At 56.8% G+C, this 16473-nt stretch carries 17 protein-coding genes; 6 read left to right on the forward strand and 11 right to left on the reverse strand.

Going from position 1 to position 16473, the window contains the following annotated elements; all coding sequences use genetic code 11:
• Positions 1-10: 10 nt before the first annotated feature.
• From mdcE to mdcA, 5 genes are read right to left on the reverse strand one after another with little or no spacing between them, the layout of a single operon-like run.
• Positions 11-811, reverse strand: coding sequence for a biotin-independent malonate decarboxylase subunit gamma (gene mdcE, locus E3U32_RS06310; RefSeq protein ID WP_134348211.1), 801 nt, complete (start codon positions 809-811; stop codon positions 11-13).
• Positions 811-1644: a biotin-independent malonate decarboxylase subunit beta gene (locus E3U32_RS06315; protein WP_134348093.1), complete on the reverse strand. Its 834-nt coding sequence runs from the start codon at positions 1642-1644 to the stop codon at positions 811-813. The genes mdcE and E3U32_RS06315 overlap by 1 nt, the downstream gene beginning before the upstream one ends.
• On the reverse strand, positions 1637-1936 hold the full coding sequence (gene mdcC, locus E3U32_RS06320) for a malonate decarboxylase acyl carrier protein (RefSeq protein WP_014885504.1): 300 nt from the start codon (positions 1934-1936) through the stop codon (positions 1637-1639). The genes E3U32_RS06315 and mdcC overlap by 8 nt, the downstream gene beginning before the upstream one ends.
• A gap of 9 nt (positions 1937-1945) precedes the next feature.
• On the reverse strand, positions 1946-2803 hold the full coding sequence (locus E3U32_RS06325) for a triphosphoribosyl-dephospho-CoA synthase (protein ID WP_134348094.1): 858 nt from the start codon (positions 2801-2803) through the stop codon (positions 1946-1948).
• Positions 2803-4458: a malonate decarboxylase subunit alpha gene (gene mdcA / locus E3U32_RS06330; RefSeq protein ID WP_010436323.1), complete on the reverse strand. Its 1656-nt coding sequence runs from the start codon at positions 4456-4458 to the stop codon at positions 2803-2805. Before mdcA ends, E3U32_RS06325 begins: the two co-directional genes overlap by 1 nt.
• Positions 4459-4686: 228 nt before the next feature.
• Here mdcA and E3U32_RS06335 point away from each other — a divergent pair, with 228 nt between their 5' ends.
• The 3 genes from E3U32_RS06335 to E3U32_RS06345 are packed head-to-tail and all read left to right on the forward strand — an operon-like array spanning position 4687 to position 6824.
• On the forward strand, positions 4687-5709 hold the full coding sequence (locus tag E3U32_RS06335) for a hydrolase (RefSeq protein ID WP_134348095.1): 1023 nt from the start codon (positions 4687-4689) through the stop codon (positions 5707-5709).
• Positions 5706-5924, forward strand: coding sequence for a YheU family protein (locus E3U32_RS06340; RefSeq protein WP_063144226.1), 219 nt, complete (start codon positions 5706-5708; stop codon positions 5922-5924). Before E3U32_RS06335 ends, E3U32_RS06340 begins: the two co-directional genes overlap by 4 nt.
• Before the next feature lie 30 nt (positions 5925-5954).
• Positions 5955-6824 carry a phosphoribulokinase gene (locus tag E3U32_RS06345; RefSeq protein ID WP_134348096.1) on the forward strand — a complete coding sequence of 290 codons (870 nt, stop codon included), beginning with the start codon at positions 5955-5957 and terminating at the stop codon, positions 6822-6824.
• Between the two features lie 79 nt (positions 6825-6903).
• Here E3U32_RS06345 and E3U32_RS06350 read toward each other — a convergent pair whose 3' ends face one another.
• Entirely contained in the window at positions 6904-7308 is a 405-nt protein-coding gene (locus E3U32_RS06350) for an OsmC family protein (RefSeq protein ID WP_008503018.1), read from the reverse strand.
• A gap of 311 nt (positions 7309-7619) precedes the next feature.
• Between E3U32_RS06350 and crp the strand changes: the two genes are divergently transcribed.
• On the forward strand, positions 7620-8252 hold the full coding sequence (crp, locus tag E3U32_RS06355) for a cAMP-activated global transcriptional regulator CRP (protein WP_000242758.1): 633 nt from the start codon (positions 7620-7622) through the stop codon (positions 8250-8252).
• Positions 8253-8309: 57 nt separating this feature from the next.
• On the forward strand, positions 8310-10397 hold the full coding sequence (locus tag E3U32_RS06360) for a YccS/YhfK family putative transporter (RefSeq protein WP_134348212.1): 2088 nt from the start codon (positions 8310-8312) through the stop codon (positions 10395-10397).
• On the opposite strand, the gene argD is transcribed toward E3U32_RS06360, so the two are convergent.
• The 4 genes from argD to ppiA all read right to left on the reverse strand — a co-directional run bounded on the left by argD (position 10394) and on the right by ppiA (position 13556).
• On the reverse strand, positions 10394-11614 hold the full coding sequence (gene argD / locus E3U32_RS06365) for a bifunctional acetylornithine/succinyldiaminopimelate transaminase (protein ID WP_208527902.1): 1221 nt from the start codon (positions 11612-11614) through the stop codon (positions 10394-10396). The two genes, E3U32_RS06360 and argD, sit on opposite strands and share 4 nt — an antisense overlap.
• Positions 11615-11700: 86 nt before the next feature.
• Positions 11701-12264 carry an aminodeoxychorismate synthase component 2 gene (gene pabA, locus E3U32_RS06370; protein ID WP_134348098.1) on the reverse strand — a complete coding sequence of 188 codons (564 nt, stop codon included), beginning with the start codon at positions 12262-12264 and terminating at the stop codon, positions 11701-11703.
• Positions 12265-12294: 30 nt separating this feature from the next.
• Positions 12295-12879 (reverse strand): putative adenosine monophosphate-protein transferase Fic, encoded by a 585-nt coding sequence (locus tag E3U32_RS06375; protein ID WP_134348099.1) that lies wholly within the window; start codon positions 12877-12879, stop codon positions 12295-12297.
• A 104-nt stretch (positions 12880-12983) separates the two neighbouring features.
• Entirely contained in the window at positions 12984-13556 is a 573-nt protein-coding gene (ppiA, locus tag E3U32_RS06380; protein WP_023309471.1) for a peptidylprolyl isomerase A, read from the reverse strand.
• A 277-nt stretch (positions 13557-13833) separates the two neighbouring features.
• Between ppiA and tsgA the strand changes: the two genes are divergently transcribed.
• A complete protein-coding gene (gene tsgA, locus E3U32_RS06385; protein WP_134348100.1) occupies positions 13834-15018 on the forward strand; it encodes an MFS transporter TsgA in 1185 nt (394 codons plus the stop codon).
• 3 nt (positions 15019-15021) lie between these two features.
• On the opposite strand, the gene E3U32_RS06390 is transcribed toward tsgA, so the two are convergent.
• Positions 15022-16338: a cytosine deaminase gene (locus E3U32_RS06390; RefSeq protein WP_134348101.1), complete on the reverse strand. Its 1317-nt coding sequence runs from the start codon at positions 16336-16338 to the stop codon at positions 15022-15024.
• Positions 16339-16473 lie beyond the last annotated feature (135 nt).

A 16473-nucleotide genomic window follows, 5' to 3' on the forward strand; every position in this document is an offset into this window, starting at 1 on the left:
TTTTTTTTACTTACCAGCTGGCTCGCATACGTTCGCGTACGAGAGCTGAGCTGCGGCGGTTGTCAGCACCCAGACGATTTTTCAACGTGGTGTCCTGACGAGCGTCACTGATGGCCTGTTGCAGGGTGGTTTTCACCTGCACCAGATCGTTATCGGATGGGGCATCCGGGTTGCCGATGTCCAGCAGGCTGGAGAGCAGCCCCAGCGTGGCGTAGTTGCTGATGTCATACGCCATAGGTGGAATGGTCGCCGCCAGTTTTTCCAGCGCCTCGACGGTACGCAGCGTAATGCGTGCGGCGGACTCTTTACCCATGGCGTGGATCAGCACACCTTTGTCGTTAAAGGCGATCAGGCGGTTGGCCTGGTAGCCGTGTGCCAGAAACGCGCCGGACATCGCCTTGCCGACGATCAGGCCAATCACCGGATGTCCGGCCAGGCGCGCGTTCGCATAGGCTGCCGCCGCACCGGCCAGCGCCTGATGAATACCAAACGCTTCTTCACGACGGCCATAGGCCTGGCTTGGGACGTCAATTACCGCCACAATCGGGCGCTTAACGGCTTTATCGGCATCCGCTGCTACGGTTTCACTGACGACTTTCGCCAGCGTCCAGCCTTCCAGCAGACCGACTTCACCTTTCACCGCGCGTGGGAAATGGTTATTGGCGTCCGGAACTACCGCAACAAAGCGCACCGCTTCGCCGTTAAGTTCACCGTCTGCCGCCTGCACGGACGGGCATAACCCTTCCACACGTTTTGCATTCGGGGCGAGGATGTCCAGCCAGATTTCGCCACGACTAATTGAGTGAGTCATCATTTCACCTCCCGGGCAAAAAGCGCGTTAATTTGTTCGGCATCGGCCTGTTTGCGGGTGTCGAAATTCGTCAGACGGTTCAGGTAATCGTCATAGTTATCGGTGCGATGTTTCGCCGGAACGCCTTTGGCTATCGCCTCGTTCATCGCCTGTTTCACCGCGTTGATACCGTCACCGACCAGCGCATCCACCAGCCCGCTTTGGTAGCGCACTTCGCCGCCGGTCATGCTCCAGATAAACGGACGGTCGCGAGAGTCGTACTCTTCAATGCCCGCTTCCTGCTCGATAACCTGCGGGCCGTTCAGGCCGAGACGCGCTTCGCGGGTCACAATCAGGTAGCTGCACAGCGCGGCGGCGATGGACATACCGCCGAAGCAGCCCACGGTTCCGGCCACAATCCCGACAACCGGCGTGTAGCGACGCAGGTCAACAATCGCGGCGTGGATATCAGCAATCGCGGCCAGGCCGAGGTTCGCCTCCTGCAGACGCACGCCGCCGGTTTCGAGGCACAGCACAGCCTGAGTCGGAATGCCGTTGCGGTTATCTTCCGCCGCCAGCTCCAGCGCTGCGGCCATTTTGGCGCCGGACACTTCGCCCATGCTGCCGCCCTGAAATGCGCCTTCAATCGCCACGACAACGGCTGGCTGACCGTTGATCGTGCCTTTCGCCACCACCATGCCGTCATCAGCCTGCGGGACAATACCCTGCGGCCCAAGCCACGGAGAGATAATGCCTTCAAACGGATCCAGCAGTTCGCGGTAGCTGCCCTCGTCGAGCAGGGCCTGCGCGCGCTGGCGCGCTTTTAATTCGATAAAGCTGCTGTCATCACGCATGGCTCACCCCCTCAAAAACCTGTTCGATACGAATGCGGGCCACGCCCGGCGTCGCGCCGAAATCATGAATGGTCAGCTTTCCTGCCGGCAGGCTGCTGACGGTTTGCAGGCGGTTGAATAGCGCCTCCCAGCGACCACGGCTGTTGTCGACTGAGGTGGTGATATCAATGGTTAACGTCTGGCCCGGTTCGGCGGTGAAGAGCACCTCCATATCCCCGGAGCCGACTACCCCTGCCAGTGCCCTGCCGCTTAACGCGCGGCTGGCTGGCACGGTCAATGTAATTTTTTCCATAACATCCTCTTAATGCTTTGAGTAAGGCGATTCGACGCGGTCAAGAAACAGCGTGGCGGCAAGCAGGTCGGCAGCACCGCCCGGGGAGGCATTAAGTGCCAGCATCTGACGGTCTAAGTTCGCCAGCGCCTGCTGACCCGCGAGGGTTGCACAGCCTCCCGCATTCAGTACCGCACGGGCACCTTCCTGCATGGCGTCCAGCCCCTCCATTCCGGCGCGCGACAGCACGCAGGTATCGGTGAGCGACGTCATGATTGCCATCAGCGCGTCGAGCCTGGCCTGCGCTTCACTGCTGCCGTTGAGACGGCTGAGGCGAAGCTGCGGCAATGCGCGCTGCATAACGTGCGGGAACGCCTGCTGAGCCTCTTCGCGGGCGCCCGGCACGCGATAACGGTGCGTGGCACGCAGGCCTTTGCTGAACACCTTCGGCGCCGCATCGTCCGGGAGTTTCGCCAGCTGCGCGGCGGTGCTGGCGACGTCTTGCGCCCTGGCATCTCCGCCCAGCATCGACACCGCGCTGACCAGCAATCCCAGCGCCCAAATCGCGCCGCGATGGGTGTTTACGCCCCCGGTTGCGGCCATCATTTGCTGCTCGCCTTCGCGGCCGAGCCGCCCGACGGTTTGCCTGAGCGCAATGTCTGCCGGACGCTGCCAGCTTTGCTGCGCCAGCGCCTGAAACGTGGGGGTCAGGCTGCGCGCGGAGCGCTCCATCAGCGCAAGGGATAAATCGTGGTGCGCGCCGTTCCCCCGACTGTCCACCAGACCGGGTTTCGGGCTTAAACGTGCTTCGTCGATCAGACACTGCGTGGCGGTTCGCGCCAGCCATTCGGCACCGCCTTCAACCTGAATCTGGGGCAGAAGTTTCATTACCAGCTCCGGAATTTCGCAGGTGGGTTGTAGAGACCGCCGGACCACTCCACGAGGTCTGACACGCTGCCTGCCGCCAGCAGAGAGCGGGTGGCGTCGGTGCGGCGAATCCCCATATCTTCCGGGTAGACCACTTTGCCGCTCTGGCGCAGTTCCGCCACGCGTTTGGCGTCCACGCCCAGGCCGATATCGGTGATCCCTGCAACGGCCGCAACCATGGCGCGGCGCTCTTCCAGATCTTTCGCCCGGTAGAGGTAGGCAATCCCCTCTTCCGTCAGCACGTGCGTCACGTCATCGCCGTAAATCATCACCGGTGCCAGCGGCATGCCGGAGGCTTTCGCCACGTCAACGGCATCGAGTTTTTCCACGAAGGTCGGCTTCACGCCCGCCTGGAAGGTTTCCACCATCTGCACGACGAGTTTTTTACCGCGCTGCATCGGGTCAGGCTCGGTGATCATGTTCAGCCAGGCCGGAGTAGCGTGACGACGACCATGCGGGTCATGACCCATGTTTGGCGCACCGCCGAAGCCGGAAAGACGACCGCGCGTCACGGTTGAGGAGTTGGCGTAACCGTCAACCTGCAGCGTAGAGCCGATGAACATATCCACCGCGTACTGACCTGCCAGCTGGCAGAAGGCGCGGTTGGAACGCATGGAGCCGTCGGCACCGGTAAAGAACACGTCCGGACGGGCGCGGATGTACTCTTCCATCCCCAGCTCGCCGCCGAAGCAGTGCACGCTTTCTACCCAGCCGCTTTCAATGGCCGGGATCAGCGTCGGATGCGGGTTCAGCGTCCAGTGCTTACAGATTTTGCCTTTCAGGCCGAGCTGTTCGCCGTAGGTAGGCAGCAGCAGCTCAATTGCCGCGGTGTTAAAGCCGATCCCATGGTTCAGGGACTGCACCTGGTGTTCTGCGTAGATGCCCTTGATAGCCATCATCGCCATCAGGATGTGTTCCTGTTTAATCAGGCGCGGGTCGCGGGTAAACAGCGGTTCGATAAAGAACGGTTTGTCCGCCACCACCACGTAGTCGATCCAGGAGCCAGGAATATCCACGCGCGGCAGGTCGCACTCGTCGTCCACCAGCTCGTTCACCTGCGCGATGACGATCCCGTCGTGGAACGCGGCAGCCTCGACCAGCGCCGGGGTATCTTCGGTGCTCGCTCCGGTGTAGAGGTTGCCTTTGCGGTCGGCTTTAAAACCGGCAATCAGCGCCACGTTTGGCGAAAGGTCGACGTAGAGGCGTGAGTAAAGTTCGATGTAGGTGTGAATCGCACCGATTTCGAGCTGACCGTCTTCCAGCAGCTGCGAAATACGAAGGCTTTGCGTTCCGGAGAAGGAGAAGTCCAGCTTGCGGGCGATGCCTTTCTCGAAGATATCCAGATGCTCGCTGCGGCCGACGCTCGGCATGATCATATGCAGGTCGTGGACAATTTGCGGGTTCACTTCAGCGAGGGAGCGGGAAAGGAAATCTGCCTGCTTCTGGTTGTTGCCTTCCAGAACGACTTTGTCGCCCGGTGCGATCAGCTTCTCCAGCATGGCGACAAGATCGCCGGTCGGCAGTACCTTGCCCTGCACCGGTACGGACGCCAGACGACGTGCTTTTTCGCTACGTCGGGTGTTCCATTGCCGGGTGGGTGTTTGCCCAGATAACATTATTAACCTCCTGATTCAGCTAATCATTTTGATTTGCTTAACGTTGAGTAAAGTGTGCGCTCTGGTGAGAAAGGCATCAATTAAGCGTAGAGCGGAATCATTAGCCTGAGAGTAATAATCAAGGTAAAGATTTGTGATCGGGATCAGTTCATGTTTCGGAAAACCAGGCTAAACGGGGTACAATTCGGAAAGTATCGTTAATTTCCGACAAGAATCAGCATCGCGCTTATGACCCAAATCATTCCATCAGACTTCGACATTGCAGCCGAAGACAGCACTGAGTTCGTGCCTATGCGCGGCGTCGCCAATCGCCATTTGCAGACCATGCTGCCGCGACTGATCCGCCGCAAGGTTCAGTTCACCCCGCACTGGCAACGCCTTGACCTGCCAGACGGTGACTTTCTGGATCTCGCCTGGAGCGAAGCACCGGAGCAGGCCCGCCATAAGCCGCGTCTGGTGGTCTTTCACGGCCTGGAAGGCAGCCTGCACAGCCCCTATGCGCATGGGTTAATTGAGGCGGCAAAAGCCCGCGGCTGGCTCGGCGTGGTGATGCATTTTCGTGGCTGTAGCGGCGAACCCAATCGTCAGAAACGCATCTATCACTCGGGTGAAACCGAAGACGGAACGTGGTTTTTACACTGGCTGCGTGAAAACTTTGGCACAGTTCCCACCGCTGCCGTGGGCTATTCGCTGGGCGGAAATATGCTGGCCTGTCTGCTGGCGAAAGAGGGCGAAAGCGTACCGCTGGATGCCGCAGTGATTGTCTCCGCGCCGTTTATGCTGGAGCAGTGCAGCTACCACATGGAGAAAGGCTTTTCCCGCGTCTATCAGCGCTACTTGCTCAACCTGCTGAAGGCCAACGCGGCGCGTAAGCTGAAGGCCTATCCTGATACCCTTCCGGTCAGCCTGCGCCAGCTGAAAAAGGTGCGCCGTATTCGCGAGTTCGACGATCTGATCACTGCGAAAATTCACGGCTTCGCCGATGCGATTGACTATTATCGTCAGTGCAGCGCCATGCCGCTGCTCAGCAAGATCGCGCAACCGACGCTTATCATTCATGCCAAAGATGACCCTTTTATGGATCATCACTCGATCCCCGCTCAGGAATTCCTGCCCGACAACGTTCACTATCAGTTGACGGAGCACGGCGGCCACGTCGGGTTTATCGGCGGTACGCTGCGTCGCCCGAAAATGTGGCTTGAGACGCGTATTCCTGACTGGCTAACCCCTTATCTGGACGGTGCAAAATGATTATTCCCTGGCAGGATCTGGCTCCCGAAACGCTCGATAATCTGATTGAAAGCTTTGTATTACGCGAAGGCACCGATTATGGTGAACAGGAACGCTCGCTTGAGCAAAAGGTCAACGATGTAAAGCGCCAGCTGAAAAGCGGCGACGTATTGCTGGTGTGGTCAGAACTGCATGAGACGGTCAATATCATGCCCCGCAACGCGTTTCACGGCTGATCTTCCAACCTTTTCAGTCAGGGAGTTGCTATGTCTGCCAGACATCCGGTTATTGCCGTTACGGGGTCGAGTGGTGCGGGAACCACCACCACCAGCCTCGCATTTCGCAAGATTTTCGCCCAGCTGAATCTCCGTGCGGCGGAGGTCGAAGGCGACAGCTTTCACCGCTACACACGTCCGGAGATGGACATGGCCATCCGTAAGGCGCGCGATCTGGGTAAACACATCAGCTACTTCGGCCCGGAAGCCAATGACTTCGGCCTGCTGGAACAAACCTTTCTGGAATACGGTAAGAGCGGCAAAGGGCAGTCCCGCAAGTATCTGCATACCTATGATGAAGCCGTGCCCTGGAATCAGGTGCCGGGCACCTTCACCCCCTGGCAGCCGCTGCCGGAACCCACCGATGTGCTGTTTTACGAAGGATTACACGGCGGCGTGGTCACGCCTCAACACGACGTGGCGCGCCACGTGGATCTGCTGGTCGGGGTGGTCCCTATCGTTAACCTGGAGTGGATCCAGAAGCTGACGCGTGACATGAGCGAGCGCGGCCACTCGCGCGAGGCGGTGATGGATTCCGTCGTTCGTTCAATGGAAGACTACATCAATTACTTAACGCCGCAATTCTCCCGCACGCACATTAACTTCCAGCGCGTGCCGACGGTGGACACCTCCAACCCGTTCGCCGCCAAAACGATACCGTCCCTGGATGAGAGCTTTGTGGTGATCCATTTCCGCAATCTTGAAGGTATCGATTACCCCTGGCTGCTGGCGATGCTGCAGGGCTCATTTATTTCGCACATGAATACGTTGGTGGTGCCGGGCGGGAAAATGGTGCTGGCGATGGAATTAATCATGACGCCGCTGGTGGAGCGGTTGATGGAAGGGAAGCAGATCGCATAATCCGTTTTGCCCGGTGGCGCTACGCTTACCGGGCCAACAATCCGTAGGACGGGTAAGCGCAGCGCCACCCGCCAAAAGATTAAGCCTCGATCACTTCATACGAATGGGTAATTTTTACCGCTTTCTCCAGCATTAACGCCACAGAGCAGTACTTCTCCGCAGACAGGTCCACCGCACGCGAGACCGCCGCGTCTTTCAGTTCTTTACCGGTGACAACAAAGTGCAGATTAATGTGGGTGAACAGGCGTGGCGCCTCTTCGCGACGTTCTGAGGTGAGTTTAACCTCGCAATCTGTCACGTCATGACGACCTTTTTGCAAAATCGACACTACGTCAATCGCACTGCATCCACCTGCTGCCATCAGCACCATTTCCATTGGGCTTGGTGCTTTGTCGCCGGAGTTACCATCCATCAAAATCTGGTGTCCTGACGCGGACTCGCCCAGGAACGTTAAACCTTCAACCCACTTAACGCGCGCTTGCATATTTTTGAACTCCAACGTTGCATTTTTGGTGACAGATTACGCGTGCGTTACATTTCTCGCAATGGAAGGCGACCTGCATCATGCTGAAGCGAGACACCAGGAGACACGCGGCGAAAGCTATGCTAAAACACTCAGGATGCTACAGTAATACATTGACGTTACACGTGTATGCAGAGGACATCAAACTTTACTGGCTGCGAAACGTTACGGTAGCCGACTTCCCAGGGTATGGGTAAGAATTCGATTGCAACCCCAGAGTCCGGATGCATCTGATGACTCTGGTGACAGCTTATAACAGAGGATAACAGCGCATGGTGCTTGGCAAACCGCAAACAGACCCGACTCTCGAATGGTTCTTGTCTCATTGCCACATTCATAAGTACCCATCGAAGAGCACGCTGATTCACCAGGGTGAAAAAGCGGAAACGTTGTATTACATCGTTAAAGGCTCGGTGGCAGTGCTGATCAAAGATGAAGAAGGGAAAGAAATGATCCTTTCTTATCTGAACCAGGGCGATTTCATCGGTGAACTGGGCCTGTTTGAAGAGGGCCAGGAACGTAGCGCCTGGGTTCGTGCAAAGACAGCATGTGAAGTGGCTGAAATTTCTTACAAGAAGTTCCGTCAGCTGATTCAGGTTAACCCTGACATCCTGATGCGTCTTTCTTCCCAGATGGCGCGCCGTCTGCAGGTCACCTCAGAGAAAGTGGGTAACCTCGCCTTCCTGGACGTGACCGGCCGTATTGCGCAGACCCTGCTGAACCTGGCGAAACAGCCAGACGCAATGACCCACCCGGACGGCATGCAAATTAAAATTACCCGTCAGGAAATTGGTCAGATCGTTGGTTGTTCCCGTGAGACAGTAGGCCGTATCCTGAAAATGCTGGAAGATCAAAACCTGATCTCCGCCCACGGTAAAACCATCGTGGTCTACGGAACGCGTTAATTCCGCTTAAACGGCGTGCCACCACAAGGTGTCACGCCGTTTTTGTCTCTACTCCCCATGTGGCGCAGGCTGATCTATCACCCGGAAGTTAACTACGCACTGCGACAAACGCTGGTGTTGTGTCTTCCTGTGGCCGTAGGCCTGATCCTCGGACATCTTCAGCAAGGCCTGCTGTTTTCTCTCGTCCCTGCCTGCTGCAACATTGCCGGTCTGGACACGCCGCATAAGCGCTTTTTCAAACGCCTGATTATTGGCGGCTGCCTGTTTGCGGGCTGTAGCCTCGCCGTGCAGCTTCTGCTTGCCCGGGATATTCCGCTGCCGCTGATCCTGACCGTGCTGGCCATGACCCTCGGCGTCACGGCCGAAATCAGCTCGCTGCATGCCCGCCTGCTTCCCGCCTCATTGATTGCGGCCATTTTCACGCTTAGCCTCGCCGGAAATATGCCGGTGTGGGAGCCGCTGCTGATCTACGCCCTGGGAACGCTGTGGTACGGGCTGTTCAACTGGTTTTGGTTCTGGCTGTGGCGCGAACAGCCGCTGCGTGAATCCCTGAGCCTGCTCTATGTGCAGCTGGCGGATTACTGCGAAGCCAAATACACCCTGCTCACCCAGCATACCGATCCGGAAAAATCCTTGCCGCCGCTGCTGACGCGCCAGCAAAAGGTGGTGGATCTGATAAGCCAGTGCTATCAGCAGCTGCATATGCTCGCCGCCAACAAGAACCACGAATACAAACGGCTGCTGCGCACCTTCCAGGTTGGGCTGGATCTGCAGGAGCATATCTCCGTTAGCCTTCACCACCCGCAAGAGGTGCAAAAGCTGGTCGAGCGCAGCCACGCCGAAGCGGTGATCCGCTGGAACGCGCAGACCGTGTCGGCGCGCCTGCGGGTCCTGGCTGACGATATTCTCTACCACCGCTACCCCACGCGCTTTAACATGGAAAAACAGCTCGGCGCACTGGAGAAAATTGCGCGTCAGCATCCGGATAACCCGGTCGGCCAGTTTGCCGCCTGGCACTTCAGCCGCATCGCCCGCGTGCTGCGTACGCAGCGCCCGCTTTACCCCCGCGATCTGATGGCGGATAAGCAAAAGCGGCTTCCGTTATTGCCCGCTCTCAGAAGCTATCTTTCTCTGAAATCTTCCGCTCTGCGCAACGCCGCCAGAATTAGCGTTATGCTCAGTACCGCCAGCCTGATGGGCATGGCGCTGCATCTGCCAAAACCTTACTGGATCTTAATGACCGTGCTGTTTGTCACCCAGAACGGTTACGGCGCTACGCGGGTGCGTATTCTGCATCGGGCCGGCGGAACGATGGCGGGGCTGATTATTGCGGGCGTGACGCTGCACTTCCACGTGCCGGAAGGTTATACCCTGGCAGGGATGCTGGCGATTACGCTGGTGAGCTACCTGATTATCCGCAAAAACTACGGCTGGGCGATGGTGGGCTTCACGGTGACGGCGGTATACACACTGCAGCTGCTCACGCTCAATGGCGAACAGTTTATTGTCGCCAGGCTGATTGATACCCTGATCGGCTGCCTGATTGCCTTTGGCGGCATGGTCTGGCTGTGGCCGCAGTGGCAAAGCGGGCTGCTCAGGCAGAACGCTCACGACGCGCTGGAGGCCGACCAGCAGGCCATTCGCCTGATCCTGAGCGACGACCCGCAGCCCTCCCCGCTGGCTTATCAGCGGATGAAGGTCAACCAGGCGCACAACGCCCTGTTCAACTCGCTCAACCAGGCAATGCAGGAGCCGGGCTTTAACTCGCACTATCTGGCGGACATGAAGCTCTGGGTGACCCACAGCCAGTTTATCGTCGAGCATATTAACGCCATGACCACGCTGGCGCGCGAGCACACGATGCTGACGCCAGACCTGGCGCAACGTTACCTGCAGTCGTGTGAGATTGCGTTGCAGCGCTGTCAGCAGCGTCTGGAATATGACTCGCCGGGTGAGTCGGGAGATTCGAATATTCTGGAAGCGCCGGAGACGTTAACCCACGGGCCTATGAGCACCCTGGAGCAACATTTACAGCGCATTCTGGGGCATCTGAACACCATGCACACCATTTCGTCGGTGGCATGGCGTCAGCGTCCGCATCACGGGATTTGGCTAACCCGCCGGTTGAAGCGAACCGAGTATTAGCCTTTAACGATCTTCGCGACCGCCGCGGCAAAGCAGGTTAATCCTTCTTCAATGTCTTTGTCTTCCACCACCAGCGATGGCGCAAAACGCATCACGTCCGGTCCCGCATTCAATACCATCACCCCTTCGTGGGCGGCGGCGTGCAGGAAATCGCGCGCGCGACCTTTGTACTGTGGCTTCAGCTCGGCACCAATCAACAGGCCCATGCCGCGGATCTCGCTGAACACGTCGAACTGGTCATCGATCTGCTGCAAATGCTTCACAAACAGCTCGCGCTTTGCGTTCACACCGTTCAGCACCGCCGGCGTATTGATGATGTCGAATGCCGCACCGGCAATGGCGCAGGCCAACGGGTTACCGCCATAGGTAGAACCATGCGACCCCACGTGGAACGCCGAAGCGATATCCTGAGTGGTCAGTACCGCACTCACCGGGAAACCGCCGCCGAGCGCTTTGGCGCTGGTCAGAATATCTGGCGTCACGCCGTAGTGCATGTAGGCAAACAGATCCCCGGTGCGCCCCATCCCGCTCTGCACTTCATCAAAGACCAGCAGCGCCTGATGCTCGTCGCACAGCTCGCGCAGCCCTTTCAGGAATTCCGGCGTTGCCGCGGTCACGCCGCCTTCACCCTGAATAGGCTCAACCACCACCGCGCAAGTGTGATCGTCCATCACCGCTTTCACCGCATGCAGATCGTTAAACGGCACGTGGACAATGTCTGCCGGTTTCGGGCCAAAACCGTCGGAATACTTCGGCTGACCGCCAACGGAGACGGTAAAGAATGAGCGCCCATGGAAGGCATTATGGAAGGCGATAATTTTGGTTTTGTACGGGCTGTGGCGCGTGGTGGCGTAGTAGCGCGCCAGCTTAAAGGCGGTTTCGTTGGCTTCGGTGCCGGAGTTCATAAACAGCACGCGCTCGGCAAACGTGGCATCAATGATCTTGCGGCCAAGACGCAGCGCCGGTTCGTTGGTGAACACGTTGCTGGTGTGCCACAGGGTTTCGCCCTGGGTTTTCAGCGCCTCCACCAGCGCAGGATGGCAATGGCCCAGCGCCGTTACCGCAATACCGCCCGCGAAGTCCACGTACTCTTTACCCTGCTGATCCCATACGCGGCTGCCTTTCCCCTTCACCGGGATAAACTCAGCCGGTGCATAAATCGGCAGAATCACTTCATCGAATGTCGCGCGGGTAATTGCTGGTTGTTCAGTTGCCATGTCATGCCCATCCATTTTATGTCACATTGATTGTGAAAATATAATCACAAAATATGCATAAAAAATCACAGCAAGGCAACAGATATTCAGCGATTGAGGAAATTTGCCAGCAGCGCGTGCCCCTGTTCGCTGAGAATACTTTCCGGATGGAATTGCACGCCTTCGAGATCCCATACTCGGTGACGAATCCCCATGATCTCCTGCGTATCGCTCCAGGCGGTCACGTCAAAACAGTCAGGCAACGTCGGTGGGTCAATCACCAGCGAATGGTATCGCGTCACGGTCAAAGGATTATTGAGACCCGTGAATACCCCGGTACCGGCGTGAGCGATCGGAGAGGTTTTACCGTGCATCACTTTCGCAGCGCGCACGATGGTGGCACCAAACGCCTGGGCAATCGCCTGATGGCCCAGGCAAACGCCCAGGATCGGTAGCTTGCCGGCATAATGTCGGATAACGTCAAGAGAAATACCCGATTCTGACGGCGTACACGGCCCCGGTGAAATCACCATTTTCTGCGGAGCCAGCGTCTCAATATCGGCGAGATCGATCTCGTCATTGCGGCGGACAACCACCTCAGCACCCAGTTCACAAAAATACTGGTAAAGGTTCCAGGTGAAGGAATCGTAGTTATCAATCAGCAGAATCATGGCGGCTCCCGAAAAAAATGCCGCCCTATTCTACTCAGATTCCCGCGCTTCGCTCACAACTTTGGCAAAGATAGCGTTTAACGCGGTTAAATCTCCCGTTGCGCCACTTCGGTTAGCGGCCACCCACAGCTCGGGATCGATATCGCGCCAGTCCAGTGAGTAACCCGCGTGGAGTGCCAGCTGCTCAAAGAAAACGCGTTGGGCAATACCGTTGCCGCGCATAAAAGGGTGCAGCATATTGATTTCACAGTAATAGTGGCTAATTCTGTCAATAAAAGCCTCTTTCTGAAGGCCAACCAGATACTTATCACTTTCCAGCGCCGCCATCAGCTCGTTGCCCATCTTCTCGATGTATTCGAAATGGCAGAACGGAATATCACCTTTAAAAATATCATCGGTTCGGAACTCGCCTGCCCGCTTCATTTCACTGCAATACAAATGGCGATGAATAAGGCACAGATGGGGTAACCCGGGCGCGGAAGGCCCAAGCTCCAGTGTCTCAATATGGGGTTCTGAGGGACCATTACCTTTTTCAAGGAGACAACTGGCCTGTAGATTGACGTTACGCTGCTGCTCCCAGAGACGGGATTTTTGCTTGTCGGTGAGTTTTTTCACTTAACGCCTCCCTGAATAGTCCGTTTGCCACAAGTATAAGCAGCAAAACGCGCTTTCGCAGGGAGGGTCAAAACACGGGCGAGCATTGCCCGTGTTGAAGAAGGTTATGGCAGAACTTTTGCAGAGAGGATCACGACAGGTTTTGACGGCACATTCTGGTACGGACCGACATCATGGGTAGGCACCTGAGAAATCTTATCAGCCACGTCCATCCCTTTCACAATTTTACCGAAGACCGCATAGCCAAAGTCACGCTGACCGTGGTCGAGGAAGGCGTTATCCGCCACGTTGAGGAAGAACTGGCTGGTCGCGCTATCTTTGTCTGCGGTACGCGCCATTGAGATAGTGCCGCGCTTGTTCAGCAGGCCGTTGTCCGCTTCGTTTTTAATAGGCGGGTTCGGCTGTTTTTGCTGCATCTGCTCGTTAAAGCCGCCGCCCTGCACCATAAAGCCTGGGATCACGCGGTGGAAGGTGGTGTTGTTATAGAAACCACTGTTCACGTAGTCGAGGAAGTTTTTCACAGAAACCGGAGCTTTCTGGCTATTCAGTTCCAGCTCAATGTTCCCGGCGGAGGTGGTCAGCAGAACGTGAGGGTCCCCTTTTGCTGCCAGCGCAGCAGGAGAAACGGCAGAAAGAGCAAACACAGCTGCGACAGCCGCCAGTGTTGATTTGAGCATGAGAATTCCTTAACAAAGCGCAGTATAAAAAGCGAATGGCTTGATTCTAAAGAGCAGTATGAACGGAGACCAGCCTTTTACCTAATTTTACGAAATTGAAACAGTTGTAACCACGCAAACGATTGGTTATGGCGGCTTTTATGTGATAACGATCACATAAAAAACTGCAATGAAGTTCTAATTTCTCTTAAAAGATATGAATAGATCACTTTAATGTCTAAAATCTGCCCGCTCTCAGCGCCCGATGGGCGCTTTTCTTTTTTTGAACAGGCCAGACATGACTAACAGCAATCGCATCAAGCTCACATGGATCAGCTTCTTCTCCTACGCCCTGACCGGCGCGTTGGTGATCGTCACCGGGATGGTGATGGGAAATATCGCAGACTACTTCCAGCTGCCCGTTTCCAGCATGAGTAACACCTTCACCTTCCTCAACGCGGGGATCCTGATCTCCATCTTCCTGAATGCCTGGCTGATGGAAATCGTGCCGCTGAAAACGCAGCTGCGTTTCGGCTTTGTGCTGATGCTCGCCGCCGTAGCGGGGCTGATGCTGAGTCACAGCATCGCCCTGTTCTCCGCCGCCATGTTTGTGCTCGGTCTGGTCAGCGGGATCACCATGTCGATCGGTACATTCCTGATTACCCACATGTATGAAGGCCGCCAGCGCGGCGCGCGCCTGCTGTTTACCGACTCCTTCTTCAGCATGGCCGGAATGATTTTTCCGATGGTGGCCGCGGTTCTGCTGGCCCGCAGCATTGAGTGGTACTGGGTGTATGCCTGCATCGGTCTGGTCTACGTGGCGATCTTTATTCTGACCTTCGGCTGCGACTTCCCGGTGCTGGGCAAAAAAGCGCAGACTACCGCAGAACCCGTCGCGAAAGAGAAATGGGGCATTGGCGTGCTGTTCCTCTCCATCGCCGCCCTGTGTTACATCCTGGGCCAGCTGGGCTTTATCTCCTGGGTACCGGAATACGCCAAGGGCCTGGGCATGAGCCTGAACGACGCGGGTAAACTGGTGAGCGATTTCTGGATGTCTTACATGTTCGGCATGTGGGCGTTTAGCTTTATCCTGCGCTTCTTCGACCTTCAGCGTATTCTGACCGTGCTGGCAGGTCTGGCAACCGTGCTGATGTATCTGTTCATCAATGGTTCGCCGGAACATATGCAGTGGTTCATTCTGACCCTGGGCTTCTTCTCCAGCGCGATCTACACCTCGATCATTACCCTGGGCTCTCTGCAGACCAAAGTGGCCTCGCCGAAGCTGGTTAACTTCGTCCTGACCTGCGGCACCATCGGCACCATGCTGACCTTCGTGGTCACGGGCCCGATCGTCGCTCACAGCGGCCCGCTGGCCGCTCTGCACACCGCGAACGGTCTGTATGCCGTGGTGTTTATTATGTGCTTCGCTCTGGGCTTCGTGACCCGCCACCGCCAGCACAACGCGGCAGCAGCGTCTCACTAAACCCTACGCCCCTTTGCGCTCGGCAGAGGGGCTGTTTCTGGCAAAGCTCACCTCTTCTCCCCCGATATCCATCTGGATCCACGTCTGTGCCAGTTGGGTTGTGGCAATCACGCGCCCCTGTCGAATGGACCAGCGCACCGGCACCTGACAGCGCACCGCCTCAAACCCGCTCTCCGCAGGCAGAATAATCAGATTCGCCGGGTTTCCCGTTTCAATACCGTAATCACTCAGGCCGAAAGTACGGGCGCTGTTATGGGTTATCAGATTCAGGCCGCTGTCGATTTGCGGATAGCCCATCATCTGACAGACATGCAGCCCCATATGCAGCACCTGCAGCATGTTGCCGGTGCCAAGCGGGTACCAGGGATCAAAAACATCGTCATGACCAAAGCAGACGTTAATACCTGCTTCCTGCAGCTCTTTCACCCGGGTGATGCCGCGACGCTTCGGATAGTCGTCAAAGCGCCCCTGCAGGTGAATATTCACCAAAGGGTTAGCGACAAAGTTAATCCCCGACATCTTCAGCAGGCGGAAAAGCCGCGAGGTGTACGCGCCGTTATAGGAGTGCATGGCGGTGGTGTGGCTGGCCGTAACCCGTTCGCCAATACCGGCCTCATACGCCAGCGTTGCCACCGTCTCGACAAACCGCGACTGTTCGTCGTCAATTTCATCGCAGTGGATATCCAGCGGACGGTCATATTTCTTCGCCAGATCAAAAGCGATATGCAGCGACTGAACGCCATACTCGCGGGTGAACTCGAAGTGCGGGATCGCCCCCACCACGTCGGCCCCCAGCTTTAACGCCTCTTCCAGCAGCGCCGCACCGTTCGGGTAAGAGAGAATACCTTCCTGCGGGAACGCGACGATTTGCAGCGTCACCCACGGCGCAACCTCCTGCTTCACCTCCAGCATCGCCTTCAGGGCTGTAAGCGTAGGGTCGGAGACATCCACATGGGTGCGGACAAACTGAATGCCGTTGGCAATTTGCCACTTCAGCGTTTTCCAGGCGCGCGCTTTCACATCGTCATGGCTGAGTAGCGCCTTGCGCTCCGCCCAACGCTCAATGCCCTCAAACAGCGTTCCGGACTGGTTCCAGTTCGGCTCGCCCGCCGTCTGGGTGGTATCAAGATGGATATGCGGCTCGATGAACGGGGGAATAGCCAGCCCACCGCGCGCATTCAGTACTTCATAACTTTCGGCATGGGTGTCGTCCATTGGGGTAATGTCACCAAATCGCCCGTTCTCAATGGCAAGCTGCCACAGCCCTTCCCGACCCGGTAAACGAACATTCTGAATAAGCCATAACGGTGTTGTAGACATACCTTTCCCCTAAAAAATGCAGCTGATATTCAGGCGTATCGATTTTTGCAAAACCGCCCCTGATTTGTACACAAATTCAACGAACACGAAAAGCCTGCTATTTCCGCCACTTATAAAAATCCTGACAAATCAGTC

Source organism: Lelliottia nimipressuralis (genome assembly GCF_004402045.1).
GTDB lineage: Bacteria > Pseudomonadota > Gammaproteobacteria > Enterobacterales > Enterobacteriaceae > Enterobacter > Enterobacter chinensis.